The 14,477-nt window shown below is 71.6% G+C and carries 18 protein-coding genes; 8 read left to right on the forward strand and 10 right to left on the reverse strand.

Annotated elements, in window-relative coordinates:
• The 3 genes from DSM104329_RS14415 (at window position 1) to DSM104329_RS14425 (ending at window position 2,412) form a co-directional block, all read left to right on the forward strand.
• Window positions 1-417 (forward strand): (R)-mandelonitrile lyase, encoded by a 417-nt coding sequence (locus DSM104329_RS14415; protein WP_259316138.1) that lies wholly within the window; start codon window positions 1-3, stop codon window positions 415-417.
• A gap of 16 nt (window positions 418-433) precedes the next feature.
• Window positions 434-1,450, forward strand: a complete 1,017-nt coding sequence (locus DSM104329_RS14420) for an aldo/keto reductase (RefSeq protein ID WP_259316139.1) — start codon at window positions 434-436, stop codon at window positions 1,448-1,450.
• Window positions 1,451-1,518: 68 nt separating this feature from the next.
• Entirely contained in the window at window positions 1,519-2,412 is an 894-nt protein-coding gene (locus DSM104329_RS14425; protein ID WP_259316140.1) for an aldo/keto reductase, read from the forward strand.
• Window positions 2,413-2,485: 73 nt separating this feature from the next.
• On the opposite strand, the gene DSM104329_RS14430 is transcribed toward DSM104329_RS14425, so the two are convergent.
• Window positions 2,486-3,283, reverse strand: a complete 798-nt coding sequence (locus DSM104329_RS14430; protein WP_259316141.1) for an HD domain-containing protein — start codon at window positions 3,281-3,283, stop codon at window positions 2,486-2,488.
• Window positions 3,284-3,577: 294 nt separating this feature from the next.
• Between DSM104329_RS14430 and DSM104329_RS14435 the strand changes: the two genes are divergently transcribed.
• Window positions 3,578-4,093, forward strand: coding sequence for an LURP-one-related/scramblase family protein (locus DSM104329_RS14435; RefSeq protein ID WP_259316142.1), 516 nt, complete (start codon window positions 3,578-3,580; stop codon window positions 4,091-4,093).
• A gap of 637 nt (window positions 4,094-4,730) precedes the next feature.
• Here DSM104329_RS14435 and DSM104329_RS14440 read toward each other — a convergent pair.
• From DSM104329_RS14440 to DSM104329_RS14450, 3 genes are read right to left on the reverse strand one after another with little or no spacing between them, the layout of a single operon-like run.
• Window positions 4,731-5,267, reverse strand: coding sequence for an AAA family ATPase (locus DSM104329_RS14440; RefSeq protein ID WP_259316143.1), 537 nt, complete (start codon window positions 5,265-5,267; stop codon window positions 4,731-4,733).
• Between the two features lie 40 nt (window positions 5,268-5,307).
• Window positions 5,308-5,721: a DF family (seleno)protein gene (locus DSM104329_RS14445; RefSeq protein WP_259316144.1), complete on the reverse strand. Its 414-nt coding sequence runs from the start codon at window positions 5,719-5,721 to the stop codon at window positions 5,308-5,310.
• Between the two features lie 33 nt (window positions 5,722-5,754).
• Window positions 5,755-6,516, reverse strand: a complete 762-nt coding sequence (locus tag DSM104329_RS14450) for an acetoacetate decarboxylase family protein (RefSeq protein WP_259316145.1) — start codon at window positions 6,514-6,516, stop codon at window positions 5,755-5,757.
• Window positions 6,517-6,574: 58 nt separating this feature from the next.
• Here DSM104329_RS14450 and DSM104329_RS14455 point away from each other — a divergent pair, with 58 nt between their 5' ends.
• Complete coding sequence (locus DSM104329_RS14455) at window positions 6,575-7,234, forward strand: TetR/AcrR family transcriptional regulator (protein WP_259316146.1); 660 nt, start codon at window positions 6,575-6,577, stop codon at window positions 7,232-7,234.
• Window positions 7,235-7,358: 124 nt separating this feature from the next.
• On the forward strand, window positions 7,359-8,474 hold the full coding sequence (locus DSM104329_RS14460) for an NAD(P)-dependent alcohol dehydrogenase (RefSeq protein WP_259316147.1): 1,116 nt from the start codon (window positions 7,359-7,361) through the stop codon (window positions 8,472-8,474).
• Here the strand turns inward: DSM104329_RS14460 and DSM104329_RS14465 are convergent.
• Both DSM104329_RS14465 and DSM104329_RS14470 read right to left on the reverse strand, forming a co-directional pair.
• Window positions 8,471-9,058, reverse strand: coding sequence for a hypothetical protein (locus DSM104329_RS14465; RefSeq protein WP_259316148.1), 588 nt, complete (start codon window positions 9,056-9,058; stop codon window positions 8,471-8,473). The two genes, DSM104329_RS14460 and DSM104329_RS14465, sit on opposite strands and share 4 nt — an antisense overlap.
• A 184-nt stretch (window positions 9,059-9,242) precedes the next feature.
• On the reverse strand, window positions 9,243-9,527 hold the full coding sequence (locus DSM104329_RS14470; RefSeq protein WP_259316149.1) for a hypothetical protein: 285 nt from the start codon (window positions 9,525-9,527) through the stop codon (window positions 9,243-9,245).
• Between DSM104329_RS14470 and DSM104329_RS14475 the strand changes: the two genes are divergently transcribed.
• Together DSM104329_RS14475 and DSM104329_RS14480 are read left to right on the forward strand one after the other, a co-directional pair.
• The gene (locus DSM104329_RS14475) at window positions 9,520-10,239 is read left to right on the forward strand and encodes a hypothetical protein (RefSeq protein ID WP_259316150.1); all 720 of its coding nucleotides are present in this window, start codon (window positions 9,520-9,522) and stop codon (window positions 10,237-10,239) included. The two genes, DSM104329_RS14470 and DSM104329_RS14475, sit on opposite strands and share 8 nt — an antisense overlap.
• Window positions 10,240-10,375: 136 nt before the next feature.
• On the forward strand, window positions 10,376-10,852 hold the full coding sequence (locus tag DSM104329_RS14480; RefSeq protein ID WP_259316151.1) for a nuclear transport factor 2 family protein: 477 nt from the start codon (window positions 10,376-10,378) through the stop codon (window positions 10,850-10,852).
• 308 nt (window positions 10,853-11,160) lie between these two features.
• On the opposite strand, the gene DSM104329_RS14485 is transcribed toward DSM104329_RS14480, so the two are convergent.
• From DSM104329_RS14485 to DSM104329_RS14500, 4 genes are all read right to left on the reverse strand, one after another.
• A complete protein-coding gene (locus tag DSM104329_RS14485) occupies window positions 11,161-11,391 on the reverse strand; it encodes a hypothetical protein (protein WP_259316152.1) in 231 nt (76 codons plus the stop codon).
• 86 nt (window positions 11,392-11,477) lie between these two features.
• The gene (locus tag DSM104329_RS14490) at window positions 11,478-11,897 is read right to left on the reverse strand and encodes a PaaI family thioesterase (protein WP_259316153.1); all 420 of its coding nucleotides are present in this window, start codon (window positions 11,895-11,897) and stop codon (window positions 11,478-11,480) included.
• A gap of 43 nt (window positions 11,898-11,940) precedes the next feature.
• Window positions 11,941-12,462 (reverse strand): peptide-methionine (S)-S-oxide reductase MsrA, encoded by a 522-nt coding sequence (msrA, locus tag DSM104329_RS14495; RefSeq protein WP_259316154.1) that lies wholly within the window; start codon window positions 12,460-12,462, stop codon window positions 11,941-11,943.
• A 267-nt stretch (window positions 12,463-12,729) separates the two neighbouring features.
• Window positions 12,730-14,412, reverse strand: a complete 1,683-nt coding sequence (locus DSM104329_RS14500; RefSeq protein WP_259316155.1) for a calcium-binding protein — start codon at window positions 14,410-14,412, stop codon at window positions 12,730-12,732.
• Window positions 14,413-14,477: the final 65 nt, after the last annotated feature.

The following is a 14,477-nucleotide window of genomic DNA, read 5'->3' on the forward strand; positions in this document are numbered from 1 at the left end:
ATGCACATCACCCGCGCGACGACCGTGCCGACGCAGAAGGGCTCGGCCGAGTGGTTCACCGGCGACGTCTACATCGACGCCGCCGCGGCCCCGGTGGGCGACTCCGCGTTCGCGGCCGCCAACGTCCACTTCACCCCCGGCGCCCGCACCGCCTGGCACACCCACCCCAACGGGCAGACGATCTTCGTCACCGAGGGCATCGGCCGCTGTCAGCGCGAAGGCGGCCCCCTCGAGACCCTCCGGCCGGGCGACCGCGTCTTCTTCGAGCCCGGTGAGAACCACTGGCACGGCGCCGCGCCCGACCGCTTCATGGTCCACGTGGCCATGCAGCAGAACGACGGGTCCGGCTCCGCCGTCACCTGGGGCGAGCACGTCGACGATCAGCAGTACCGCGCCGCCCCGGCCGACGGCGCCTGAACCCAAGGAGAACCTCATGGAGTACCGGCCCCTTGGACGCACCGGCGTCCAGGTCTCACCGCTCTGCCTCGGCACGATGATGTTCGGCGCCTGGGGCAACCCCGACCACGACGACTCGATCCGCGTCATCCATGCCGCGCTGGACGCCGGGGTCAACTTCGTCGACACCGCCGACGTCTACTCGGCCGGCGAGTCCGAGGAGATCGTCGGCAAGGCGCTCAAGGGCCGCCGCGACGACGTCGTCCTCGCCACGAAGTTCTTCATGCCCATGGGCGACGACCCCAACCGCCGCGGCGGGTCGCGGCGCTGGATCATCAGCGAGGTCGAGAACAGCCTGCGCCGGCTGGGCACCGATTGGATCGACCTCTATCAGGTCCACCGCCCGTCGCCCGACATCGACGTCGAGGAGACCCTCGGCGCGCTGACCGACCTCGTGCGCCAGGGCAAGGTCCGCTCCATCGGCTCGTCCTCCTACGCGGGCAGCCAGATCGTCGAGGCCCAGTGGGTGGCCCGGGATCGGGGCCTGGAGCGCTTCCGCACCGAGCAGCCGCCCTATTCGATGCTCGTGCGGGGCATCGAGCTCGACGTCCTGCCCACCGCCCAGCGCCATGGCATGGGCATCCTCACCTACAGCCCGCTCTCGGGCGGCTGGCTGTCGGGCAACTGGAGCGCCGGCAGCTCACCCACCTCCCCCGTCCGCCAACGCCTGGCCAAGCGCTTCGACATGGCGCTGCCCGAGAACCGGCGCAAGCTCGACGCCGTCCAGCAGCTCGCGCAGGTCGCCGACCAAGCCGGGCTCTCGTTGATCGAGCTGGCCATCGCCTTCGTCGCCAACCATCCCGCGGTGACCTCCGCGATCATCGGCCCGCGCACCATGGAGCAACTGGAGAGCCAGCTCCCCGCCGCCGACGTCGTGCTCGACACCGCGACGCTGGACCGCATCGACGAGATCGTCGCGCCCGGCGTCACGCTCAACCCCGCCGACCACAGCTACGGCGAGCAGGTCCTCCAGCCGGCCCTGCGTCGGCGCTGAGAGGAGACCACCGCAACCGCGACGCTCCAGCGGCAAGCAATCGACAATCCGAGCGAAGAGGCTGAACCATGACGTCGGAGACCGTCCCTGCCCTGTCCCTCAACAACGGCGTGACGATGCCTGCCCTCGGGTTAGGCGTCTTCCAGAGCCCGCCCCAGGAGACCGCCGCGGCCGTCGAGACCGCGCTGCGCGAGGGCTACCGGCACGTCGACACGGCCGCGGCCTACGGCAATGAACGCGAGGTCGGCGAGGCGGTCCGCGCCTCGGGTCTGGACCGCTCCGAGGTGTTCCTGGAGACGAAGATCTGGATCTCCGACTACGGCTACGACGAGACGCTGCACGGGTTCGAGAAGAGCGCGGGCAAGCTCGGCGTCGAGCAGATCGACCTGCTGATCCTCCACCAGGCGCTGCCTTCGGCGTTCGACCGCACGCTGGAGGCGTACCGGGCGCTTGAGACGCTCCTGGCCGACGGCAAGGTCCGTGCGATCGGCGTCAGCAACTTCATGGTCGATCACCTCACCCGCCTGCTCGAGCACGCCTCGGTCGTCCCGGCGGTCAACCAGATCGAGCAGCACCCCTACTTCGCCCAGAGGGACGTCGAGAGCTTCGGCCGGGAGCACGGCATCCTCGCTCAGGCGTGGTCTCCGATCGGCGGCATCACCTTCTACCGAGACGGCGAGCACACGAGCACCCTCGACGATCCCGTCATCACGGCGATCGCCGAGGCGCACGGCAAGTCGGCCGCACAGGCGATGCTTCGCTGGGGCCTGCAGCACGGCCGCAGTGTCATCCCGAAGTCCACCAACCCGCAGCGCATCGCCGAGAACATCGACGTCTTCGACTTCGAGCTCTCCGCCGAGCAGATGGCCGCCATCGACGGGCTTGACACGGGCCACCGCGGCGGCCCCGAGCCCGACGAGGTCACGCTCGAGGCATTCGGTCGCGACATCCCAGAAGCCTGAGCGCACTGCCCACGTCGCGGCCCATGCGCAGCGCCTCGGTGCTCTCGAGTTCCCGCGTGTCGCCGGCGCTCGGTCAACCGAACGGCGCCATCCGGATGCTCAGGTCGGTGGCGGCGAAGCGGTGCACGTACCACGCCCGGCCGCGAGGGACCTGCTTGGCCTCCGCGCGCCACAGCGCGGCGAATTCGCGCTTGAAGCCCAGCCGCGGGAACTGCTCGACCACGCGCCTGCGGACCGCGTCGGGGATCTCGTTGCTGCGCAAGCCGAAGACGTCGACTGCGGCGCCGGCGGACATGAGATAGGCCTCGGAGCCGGACTCAAGGCCGACACCGGGGGTGTGATGCATGGCGATGGCGTTGGTCACCACCTCCCGGCTGTCGGCGGGCACTCCGTGGCGGTCGGCGAACTGGCGGGCCAGCGCCGCGCTGCGCACGGTGAAGTCGACGTGCGGGACGGGGCTTGGAAGCCCGGTGTCGTGGAACATCGCGGCGAGGTACAGCAACTCACGGTCGAACGAGATCCCGCGGAGTGCGGCGATGGCGGCTGCCCAGGCGTAGGCACGATGGGAGTGGTTGCGCAGCACCGGTGCGAGGAGGTCCTCGGCGGCCTCCTGCGCGTCTCGGGCCAGCGACGAGTCCGGGGGCGCAAGGCGCGCCGGTTCGATGGTGGCGCGGCGGCCCGAGTGCACGCGCAGGGCCATCGCCAACAGGCCGGCCAGGATGCCGAGCTCTCCGCGCAGCAGCGGCGGGGCCAGCGTCACGCACTCGCGGGCGGTGAGCACGCCGCCCGTGCGCTCGGTCCATCCGATCGACCCGAGCGGGTCGCTGGAGCCTGCGCGGCCGCCGCGATCGCCGGTGGTGGTCGTGGACATCGGTCGATCTTAGGCGCCGCCCCGCCCGGCGGGCCCGAGATCAGGTGGCGGTTCAGGGTGGCTCCCCGATGGCGGGCCGGTGGGCGCGGCGAGACGCTTGATCCATGTGCTCCACCGCCCTCCCCCGCCACGCCGATCGTCCGCGAGATCCCTCGCCCCGCACCTACGCCCGACCGGACCGGCTCGACCTGGTGAGAGACGTCGGCGGATTCATGAAGCGCTGGACGATCCGTCGCCCGAGCTCGTACGACTGCTGCTTCTCATCGACCAAGGAGCTCGGCGTATGCTGGCGCCATGGGGCTGCTACGCAAGCGGGCTGACGGACCCGGAGGCGAGCGGTTTCTCATGCGCGAGAAGCTGCTGTCCATCGGCGATGACTTCTGGATCGAGAACGACCAGGGCGAACGCGCGTACAAGGTCAACGGAAAGGCGTTCCGCATCCGGAGGACCTTCGTGCTCGAGGACACCTCGGGACACGAGGTGGCGCGGATCCAGGAGCGCAAGCTCAGCATCCGCGACAAGATCGCCATCGAGCGCGGAGGCGACACCGCCGCGACCGTCCACAAGGCGCTCGTCGGGCTCCGAGATCGCTTCGCCATCGACGTCGAGCATGGCGCCGACATGAAGGCACACGGAAACGTGGTCGACCACGAGTACGAGATCGAGCGCGACGGCGACACCATCGCCACGATCTCCAAGAAGTGGTTCCGCGTGCGCGAGTCCTACGGCGTCGACGTCGCCGCCGGCGAGGACGCCCCGCTCATCCTCGCGATCACTGTCGCCATCGACTCGCTGACCACCCGCGACTGAACTCGGCGCGACCCCACGCCGCTGCGTCGCGCGTGTAGGAAGCGCGGTCGCGAGTTCGGAGCATGGCTGCTCCCGTCTCCTGCCCGGAGCAGCCGCGAGCAGTCGGATGGCGGCTCTGGGCGCCGTCGGAGGAAGGCGGTCCTGGTCGGCCGTCCTTGGATCCGCGCGCGATACTTGTCGCATGACCCTCTGGCTGGCGGTCGTGGGCGCGTTCCTCGTCGGCGTGGGCGTCGCGCACGCTGTATCCGTGCGCCGCTACTCGCCGAGCCATGTGGTCGGGGAGATCGCGGTGCGGGGCCGGGGCCTGTTCTTCAGCCGGACCGCGGATGGGACCTGGTGGAGGCTTCGGCTCCGCGCGCGTCGCTGCAGCACGACGTATCCGGCTGACTGGGGTGACGCGCCGCCCGACAGCGGCGTTCGGGAGCCGCGGCGCCCGCGAGGACCCGGACCGCTCGACGCTGCCTCCGCCCTGGAGCCGCCGGACTGCTGAGCGGCGGCGAGCGTTGAGCGGCCTCGCGGCAGTCAACCGCCGGGGCTGAGCCCGGCGGCGGCGAGCGCCTCTCGACGATCTGGTAGACGACGTCGCGGCGCGCGAAGGTCTCCCACGCCTCGCGCACCGGCTGGACGTCGCTGACGGTCACGCCCCGAGCCTCCCCCGGTGCTCCCCGCCGGCCAAGCGCGGAACCGCCGCGAGGATCCGCTCCGCGACCGCCTCGGGGCGCTGTCCGTCGGTGCTGAGCACGAGGTCGACGCCGGCCAGGTCCGGCATGCTGGTCGCCAGCGCCTGCGCGTGCTGAACGAGCGCCTGGAGGCCCGACCAGCTGGCGGGCTCCCGCTCGGTGATGCGCGCGGCCAGGGTCGCGGGGTTCGCCTCCAGCCGCGCCAGGAAGACCTGGTCGGCGCCGACGGCCGCCAGCAGTCCGGCGACGTCGTCGTCGGTCTCAAGGGTCTGGGCGAGCAGCAGCAGACGGTGGCCGGCGTCTCGCAACAGCTCGCAGTGGACGCGGACGTGGCGCAGCCACTGCTCATCGCTCAGGGCCGGGTGCGTCCAGACCACCGACTCGACCTCGACGGCCGCGTGCGCGATGTCGTGGTCTGAGAGCGCGTCCGACAGCGCCGTCAACACCGCGCTCTTTCCCGCGCCCGGCGGGCCGGTGATCACGACGACCAGCACGGGCCGCGGAGCGCCTCGGCTGCCCCGTCCCGGTCGTGCATCAAGCCGACACCTTCCGCGCTCGCTCGAGCGCCGCGAGCACCCACTCATCGGCGGGCATGCCCCGCAGCCCACCGGGCGTGGCAAACAACCGGCACTTCAACCCGAAGTCCGTCCGCTCGCCCGCACCCGGCTCGACGTCCTCACCGTCGACGCGCACCGTCGGGGAACCGAGGAACCGTTCCCGCTCGGCCGCCGCCGCGTCCTCCACCCGCACGAGCTCGACGTCCTCGCCCGCACCGACGGACTCCAGCAACTCGCGCAGGTGCGGCAACAGCGCGCGGTGGTTCGGGCATCCATCGAAGAACAGGACCTCGACCTTCACCGCCACCGACGGTAGCGCGAGCGGCTGCGCGCGCACTCTTCGAGCACGGGCGGCGGGAGGCTCGGCCGGCATGAGGGTCGGCTCCTCCATGCCGAGACCTTCTCGGGCGTGCGCCGGTGGGGCTCAGTCGACGTCGACGGAGCCGATCACCTCGCCGTAGGGGAACAGGAAGTCGAGCCGGTCGCTCCGCGCGCCGATCACCTCGACCGGGCCGAGGATCGAGAGGGCGTCCTGCGGGCCGTCGTGCAGCCGTAGCGTGCCGGTGCCGGGGCGCGTCTCGTACGTCGTCCCCTCGGACACGTCGACGGAGATGACCTCGGCGCGGGCCGGCGCGCCCGCGGTCGCGGGAACCTGGCGCACCTGCAGATATGGCGCGTCGTCGCGCACGCCGAAGATGTCGGGCCAGGCTGCGCCGCCCTCGTCCCCGTCCGCCTCGGAGAAGTCCGCGTCGATGATCAGATGGCCCTTGCGATGGCACTCGAGATGCAGGCCGCCGTCGCGCTCCTCCCAGACGAACGCGCCCATCTTCTTCGGCCACGCCCAGAGCTCGCGGCCGACCGCCATGCCCATGTCGTCGTCGATGTACTCGAGCGTGCAATGGCCGCCGACGGTCCCGTCATACGAGACCGGGATGCCGAACTCCACGACGTGGACGTCGCGGTGCGGGGTCGCCCCCTTCGCGTCGACCTCGTCGGCCAGCAGCCAGCCGACGTGGAAGACGTCGCCGAGCGCCTCGAGTGGCGCGGGCACGAGGGTTGCGAGCACGCCTTCGGGGGCCCGGCAGAGGAAGCCGACGCTCGTACACCCGTGGAACGCATGTGGCGGCTCGCCGTACAGCGGCGTCCACGTCGGGAGGTCGTAGAAGACGCGTGCGGGAGTGCTCACGGCATTACTCGATTCGACTCGACTTGGGTTGACGTACTATTGCCGAAGCGACGACGCCATGTCAATCGAGGCCGAAATCCCCCGTGGGGGCGCATCGCTGCGCCGCCTTCCGCTGCAAGCCCGCAGCCGCGAGAAGGTTCAGCGGATCCTGGACGCGGCGGCCGTCCTGCTCATCGAGATCGGATACAACGCCGCGGTCGAGTCGCCGGCGCTGCTGATCGCCCGCGCCGAAGTGACCCAAGGCACCTTCTACACGTACTTCCCCAACTGCGAGGCAGCGATGGAGATGCTCAGCCTCAAGCAGCTCGACCGCGCGGTCGCGATCGTCGACGATGTCGCCGGCGCGCCCCACGCCTCGTGGGAGGACGCCTCGGACGCGCTGCTCGACGCGTTCGCCGGTTTCTACGCCGACCCCGTCGTGCGCGAGCTGTGGCTCAACCACCACCTGACCGAGCGCGCGCTCGTGCTCGAGGACGAGGCGAACGACTACATCTCCGGGCGGACGGCCGAGCTCGTCGAGCGGCTCTCGGGCGGCGCGTTGCGCGGCGACGCGCGGCGCAGCCGGGTCGCGACGGACATCGGCGATCAGCTGCTCCGGCTCGCGTTCCGCGGCGACCCGGCCGGCGACCCGGCGCTCATCGAGGAGGCCCGGGTCGCGATCCGCTGCTACATCGCGAGCTGGGACCGTCCGGTCGGGGCGACCGGGCCCGGGTCGTGAACCGAACGGCACGTCGCGGCACGACGTGCCGGCGTTGCGGCGCAGACGCGACCCGGATTCGCGGCCGGCCGGATCGGGCACGCCACGTCGCAGGGTCGGCGATCCATACCGCGCAGGAGGCACGATGAAGATCCGGGCTTTGGTCGTCGAGGAGAAGGATGCCCCGTTCGAGGTGCAGGAGATCGACCTGGCCGAGCCCGGCCGCGGTGAGGTGCTGGTCCGCATCGTCGCCGCGGGCGTCTGTCACACCGACGCGATCACCCGCGCGGGTGACATGCCGATGCCGTTTCCGGCGGTCCTCGGTCACGAGGGCGCCGGCATCGTGGAGAAGGTCGGCGCCGGCGTCGCCCAGTTCACGCCCGGCGACAAGGTCATCCTGGGCTGGGCGTTCTGCGGCGAGTGTCGCAACTGCCTGGATGGACAACCGCGCTACTGCCTGCGCACGGGCGAGGCGCTGGTGTCCGGCCGCCGCTTCAAGGGCGAGCTGCGGGGCCAGAGCGCGTACTCGCGCAACGGCACGCCGATCAACGGTCATTTCTTCGGCCAGTCGTCGTTCGCCACGCACTCGATCGTGTTGGCCGACGCGCTCGTCAGGGCGCCCGACGACGCGCCGCTGGAGCTGTTGGGCCCGCTGGCCTGCGGTCTGGCCACCGGCGCCGGCGCAGTCCTCAACGAGGCGCGTCCCCGCTTGGGCGACTCGATCCTCGTCGCCGGCGTCGGAGCTGTCGGCCTGGCCGCGATCATGGCCGCGCGCAACTCGGGCGTCACGAGGATCATCGCCGCCGACCTGCACGACAGCCGCCTGGAGCTGGCGAGCGAGCTCGGCGCCACCGACACGATCGACTCCGGCGCGACCGACATCGTCGAGGAGGTCGCCAGGCTCACCGGCTCGACCGTCGACTACGCCTTCGACTGCACCGGGGTGATTCCCGTGATCGAGACCCTCGCCGAGACGGTGGGCATGCGCGGAACGCTCGTGCTGGTCGGTGGAGCTCCCGCGAACGCCCGGTTCTCGCTCGACCATCTGCGGACGCTGTGGGGCAAGCGCGTGATCGGCGTCCTTGGTGGCGGCGGGCGCTCCGGGCAGCTCATCCCCGCCCTCGTCGAGCTGTACCAGCAGGGCCGCTTCCCCTTCGACCGGCTGGTGAAGTACTACGAGATGGACGAGGTCGAGCAGGCACTCGCCGACTCGCACTCCGGCGGGGTCATCAAGCCCATCCTGCGCAGCGCCAGCTCTTAGCTCAGCTCGACGAGCCGCTGCGCGACCGCGCCCACGCCGGGCACCTCGGCCTCCGCGCCCTCGTGCAGGAGCGCCCGCATGCCCGCAGCGAGAGCGCTGTGCAGCCTCTCCGGCGCAAGGGAGCCGACGTGCGTCGCGTCGAAGCTGGCGAGGGCGTCCGCCGGCAGGTCGTCATAGCCGCGGGCTTCGATCGCCGGGCGCTCAAGACGCAGACAGGCGAGCGAGAGAGCATGGTCGCGGACCGCGCCGATGTAGTGCTCCGCCTGCCAGACGCGGCCGCGTTCGATGCATGCGCGTGCGTGCAGGCCATAGACGACGCCCCAGCCGAAGAGGTCTGCGGCGGCCGGCGGCTGCGGCGCACCGGTCGTATCGCCCTCCGCGGTCTCGCCGAACAGCAGGCGGAAGCGGGGACCCGCAGCGGCGAAGCGTGCCGCCGGCGTCAGCGACAGATCCAGCTGGAGAGCGTCCGGGAACAGGAACACGCGGTAGGTCGTCGGGCCGCGCTCCAGATCGACGAGCTGCACCGCACCGGACTCCGCGCCCAGCGTGCGGGTCCAGTCCTCGAGGACCTCGGCAACCGGCACCTCGTCGGCGACGGCGAACGTGAGGTCGAGGTCGGAGAAGCGATCGACCGCCGTCGAGCGCCAGCGAGCCGACGGCGGCTCCGGCGACGACTCGTCGGTCCGCCTCGGCCAAGGTCAACACCCGTCCGCGCAGGGCGTCCCGTTGCTCCACCGTGAACATGAACGGGCGCGGATCGTAGTCCGGTCAGCCCGTGCAGTTCTTGCTCGCGTACTGCGCGACCTCCTGCGATGCGCCGGCGAGCTTCTGCGCGTTCGCCTGCAGCTTGGTCAGCGCCTCGCCGAGCTTGCCCGATGCGGCCGCATCGGTCAGGTCGAGGTTGTTGAAGGCGACGCCGAACTGGTCGTAGAAGTCGATCAGCGTGTTCCATGCGCCGGAGATCTCGGGTGGAGGATCGACGGCCTTCAGGGCCTTGGCCGCCTTGTCGAGTCGTGGGCCGAGATCTGCGGGGTCGATGGTGTCGATGTTCACGTCGATCGAGTCGGCGATGCCCGCGATCTGGTCGCAGAAGCTGCTGTTGGTCGCCTCGGCCGTGGCCGTGCCTGCCGGCGTCGACGGCGTGCTCGACGACGAGTCGCCGCCCCCGCCGCATGCGCTGATCGTCAGCACGCCGGCCAGCATGACGCCCAGTACGGAGACCCGTCTCAGTCGCACGGTGATGCCAGCCTTCCATTCGGGATGTGCCATCAGCATGTCGCAACCGTCGGTCGTGCGCGACGTTCCCGCGCCGGGTGTCGGTGGGCGACGGCAACATCTGCACGCGGCGCGCGCACGATCGCTGCGAAGTCGTGACGATCCCGCGTTGTTGCGTGACGCGGACTGCGATGGGCTTGCGGCCATGGACGCACACGAACCCATCCACGTGACGGTCGCCGGCTCCGGCGACGATCCCCGCTCGACCGTCGACCCGCCCGGCGTCGTCATCCACCGGGTGCCCGCGCTTCATCCCGACGACGTGGTGACGTTGCCCAACGGGCTTCGGGTGACGTCGGTCGCGCGGACGCTGGTCGATTGCGCGCAGACGGAGTCTCCGCGCGAGCTGTGCGCGATGTTCCGGCGGGCGCAGGAGCTTGGATTGCTTGACCTGGACGCCGTCGACGCGTGCATCGCCCGCCTGGAGTGGCGTCCTTCCACGAGGATGCTCAACGCGGTGATCGCGGAGTTTCGAGCACGCCAGGCGTGATGGCCCACGCTCGATCTGGCCCGTCTTGTGGCGCGGGACGCTGTCGTCTGCCTCGCTCCCAGCCCGTGCTCGCTCCCAGCCCGTGGTCCACGTCACCGCTAGGGTGCCGGCTCCAAGTCCCGGAGCAAGGAAGCCGATGAACCTCCTACGGAAGTCGATCGCGAGTGCCGTGGTGGCGCTCGTCCTCACGACGGCCGCGTCCGGCGCCGCCCAAGCCGCACCGCGGCCCAGTTCGCCGCAGATGGCCCACCGCGACGCCTCCGATGCCGTGCTCGCGGCCGAGTTCCTGCGCATCAACCAGGCCGGCGACGGCGTCGCGCTGCGGCGGCTGCTCTCGCCGGACTTCCTGCTGCAGCGCTCGGACGGCACGTACCTGACCCGGGAGCAGTACCTCCTGCGTCCGTCGAAGATCGACGCCTTCCAGATCTCCGACGTCGTCGGCACACGAACCCGCGGCGTGCGGGTCATCCGCTACACCCTCGCGGCGACGATCGAGATCGACGGCCGGCCGATCTCGCAGGAGCCGGTCCCCCGGCTGTCGGCGTTCGTCTGGCGCGGCGGCGCGTGGCGGCTCGTCGCGCACGCGAACTTCGCGGCGATCCCGAAGAGCTAGCCGAGGCCGGTCCGGGCGCCTCGCCGGCTCGGACGGTGACGGGTGGCTCGCACCATCCCGGCGGGCTGAGGCCCGCGCACGGGCGAAGCCGGCGCGCGGTGAGGGAACGGCGGGGCGGACTTGCGCGGGGCCGAGGCAGACGTTCCCGAGCGCCGTGCTGCTCGTCCCGTGGGATGGTCCGAGAGGGGCGGCCAGGACGCCGTCGCGTGCGAGGGAGAGTGTCCCGGTTTTCCGGAGCCATGTAGGGTCGCGCCGGGCCGTCGGAGAACACCCATGGATCACCCTCCGTGGACGGCGCAACCTTGCAATTACGTCGGTTCTCCGGCGGCCCGCTGTTTTGGCCGATCCTGCACGACGCGACCAGCGGTGTCTCGTATTGCCACCCGGTCGGTCCCCGGGAACAAGATCGGCACCGTCTGGAGCGGCGTTACCGACGTCGAGATCGAGGCGGCGATGGCTGCGGTCGACGTGAGGTCGGCGAGGCCGCCGGCGGCCGGGTGGATGTCCGGCGGGTTGATCTCGTCGATGCGGCCCAGCAACGCCTCGTCGAGGACGAGTCCCGGCCGCCGGCGACTGCGACTCGAGCTGCTGCATCGTGCGCGGCCCGATGATCGCCTGCCGTTCTTCAGCGGCGGGTCGGGCCGGCGAGCACCGCATGCGTCGTGATCGCCCGCGCGATCACGCGATCGCCCTGGGTGATCTCCGCCTCCGCCGACGCGACCAGCCGCCCGGCCGTCACGCAGCGGCCGCGGCAGACGAGCGTCGTCCCGCCCGCCGCGGCGCGCACGTACTGCACGCTCAGGTGCACGTGGGGCGCGGGGACGCCCGCCGGCAGCCGCGCGTGGACCGCCCAGCCGGTCGCGCTGTCGAGCAGCGCCGCGAGGTACCCGCCGTGGACGATCCCAGCGCCGTTGAGGTGCTCCGGCTGTGGGTCCGCCTCGATGAGCGACCCCTCCTCGTCGGCGCGCAGCATGCGGAATCCGAGGTGCGCGGCGAACGGCCCCGGACTGATGCGCCGCTCGTCGTCGTTTCGGACGTCGCCCACTCGAGCGGGACCCTGGCGGCCGTCGGGTGGGCGGGTCGGGGACCTACCGACCGACGGTCTCCTGGCGCCGGGGGAGCGTCCAGTTCGGGCGGACGAAGTGGCAGGTGTAGCCGTTGGGATAGTGCTCGAGGTAGTCCTGGTGCTCGGGCTCGGCCTCCCAGAACGGGCCGGCCGGCTCGACCTCGGTGACGACCTTGCCGGGCCAGATGCCCGACGCGTCGACGTCGGCGATCGTGTCCTCGGCGACCCGCCGCTGTTCGTCGTCGGTGTAGTAGATGGCCGACCGGTAGCTCAGGCCGACGTCGTTGCCCTGACGGTTCTTCGTCGTCGGATCGTGGATCTGGAAGAAGAACTCGAGGATGTCGCGGTAGGAGATCGTCTGGGGGTCGAAGACGATCTCGATTGCTTCGGCATGGGTTCCGTGGTTGCGATAGGTCGCGTTGGGGACGTCGCCGCCGGTGTAGCCGACCCGGGTCGAGATCACCCCGGGCCGCTTGCGGATGAGGTCCTGCATTCCCCAGAAGCACCCACCAGCCAGGATTGCCGTCTCAGTCGTCTCGGGCATCGCTCCCGCCTTTCCTGTCGCTCCCCCTCACGGTACCGGGCGGGCGTCGGCGCCGGTGGCGGGCTGCGCCCCCACTGCCTCGACCAGTGCGAGCGCTCCCGTCAGTGGCCGGACCATCACGACGAGGTCGCGGCCCGTCTCGAGCAGGCGCGCGCGAATCCTCGGCGCGCGATCGCGCGTGCGATCACGGGCGGGTGCGGCCGCCGGGACGCGCCCTGACCCGGGGGCCCGGCGAACCGGGCCCCCGGGACCGGCAGCGCTGCCCGGTCAGGGCGCGGTGGTCACGAACTTCAGCGTGCCGGGCGTGAGCTTCGTGGTGTCGAGCGTGTCGGCGTTCGTGAGGCCGGCGATCGTCAGCCCGTCGTTCGCCGCCTCGGGATGCGTGATCTTCAGCGCGGCCGGGAGGCCGTCGATGGCGACGCCGCCCGCGGCGTCGCCGCTGACGAGCACCGCGTCCGCGCCGGTGCTGCCCGTCGCCGTCACCGTGTCCGCGGCGCCGTCGCCGGTCGTCGCGCCCGACGCGGCGAGATCGACGTTCTCCGACGTCACGTCGGTGCCGCGCAGATCGCGCTGGACGAACGTGTCGGCGCCGCCGAGGGCCGCGGTGTCGATCTGCTCGACTCCGGCGAGGTCCATCGTGATGGCGCCGACGTTGCGGAAGAACCGTACGCGCGGCCCGTTGGCGGAGACGTCGAAGGCCTCCGCGGCGTTGGAGCCGTTGAAGACCATCCGATCGTGCCCGTCCTGCCCTTCGACGGTGTCGCTGCCGTCGCCCGGGTTCCAGACGAACGTGTCGTCCCCGGCGCCCAGGGCGCCGACGTCGGCTCCCATCCCGGGGGTAACCAGGTCGGCCCCGTCGCCGCCGGCGATCGTGTCCGCGCCGGCGCCGGTCGTGATGGTGTCGTCGCCCGTGCCGCCGTCGACGCTCAGCTGCGCCGCGTCGGCCGCCAACGCCGTCGTCGTCACGGTGTCGTCGCTCGCCAGTGCGTCGATCTCCAGCCCGTCGGCCGGCTCCAGGTGGGTCGCCTGGACCACAGCCCGGCCGCCGGTCACCGTGAGCGCGCCGGCCTGGCCGGAGGCGGTGATGTCGTCCTTGCCGCTCGTGCCGGCGACGACGAGGCGATCCGTCAGCCCGTCGCCGGTCGTCCCGCCGGGGGCGCCGGCGAAGTCGGTGTTCAGCGCCTCGAGGTCGGTGCCGCTCAGATCGCCGGCGACGAACGTGTCGGCACCGCCGAGCGTGGTCGTGTCGATCTGCTCGATCCCGCCGAGGTCCATGGTCACGGTGCCGACGTCGCGGGTGAACCGGACGCGCGAGCCGGCGGGCTCGGCGTCGAACCGCTCGGCGATGTTGGCGCCGTTGAACGTCAGGGCGTCGTGGCCGTCGCGGCCGTCGACGACGTCGCTGCCGTCGCCTGGGTCCCAGCTGACGCGGTCGTCGCCTGCGCCGAGGTCGACGACGTCGCTGCCCCTCCCCGGGTCGACGACGTCGTTGCCGTCCCGGCCGAGGAAGCGCTCGGCGCCCTGGCCGCCGGTGAGGACGTCGTTGCCCCGGCCACCGGCGATCGTCGTCGCCTCCGTGTCGGTGAAGACGCCGCGGGACTCGTCGATGCGGACGGCGTCGTCTCCACCGCGGGCCCGCACGCTGATCCGGTCGAATCGGCTGCGGTCGACGCTCGCGTCGGCCTGACCGTCGTCGCCGGCGTCGACCTCGAGCACACCGGGCTGGTTGGCCGCGAGGCGCAGGGCGATCCGGTCGCCGCGTTCCGTTCCACGCACGACCAGGGTGTGCCCGTTCACGGACACGCCGACGTTCGCCGGCTGCTTGGACGCGGCGTCCGCCTGGGTGGCGAGCGTCGCGACGGCGCCGGCCGCGATGGCGGCCACGAGCGCGAGACGCGCGGGCGACGCCAGGCGTGGACGGGGCTGTTGGTACGGGGGCTTGGGGGCCATGGGGCTCTCCTGTTCGGTTGCCTTCAAGACCGATGGCCGGGCCCGGTCGTTCCCGTGAGGTTCGC

The organism is Capillimicrobium parvum, from assembly GCF_021172045.1.
Lineage (GTDB): Bacteria > Actinomycetota > Thermoleophilia > Solirubrobacterales > Solirubrobacteraceae > Capillimicrobium > Capillimicrobium parvum.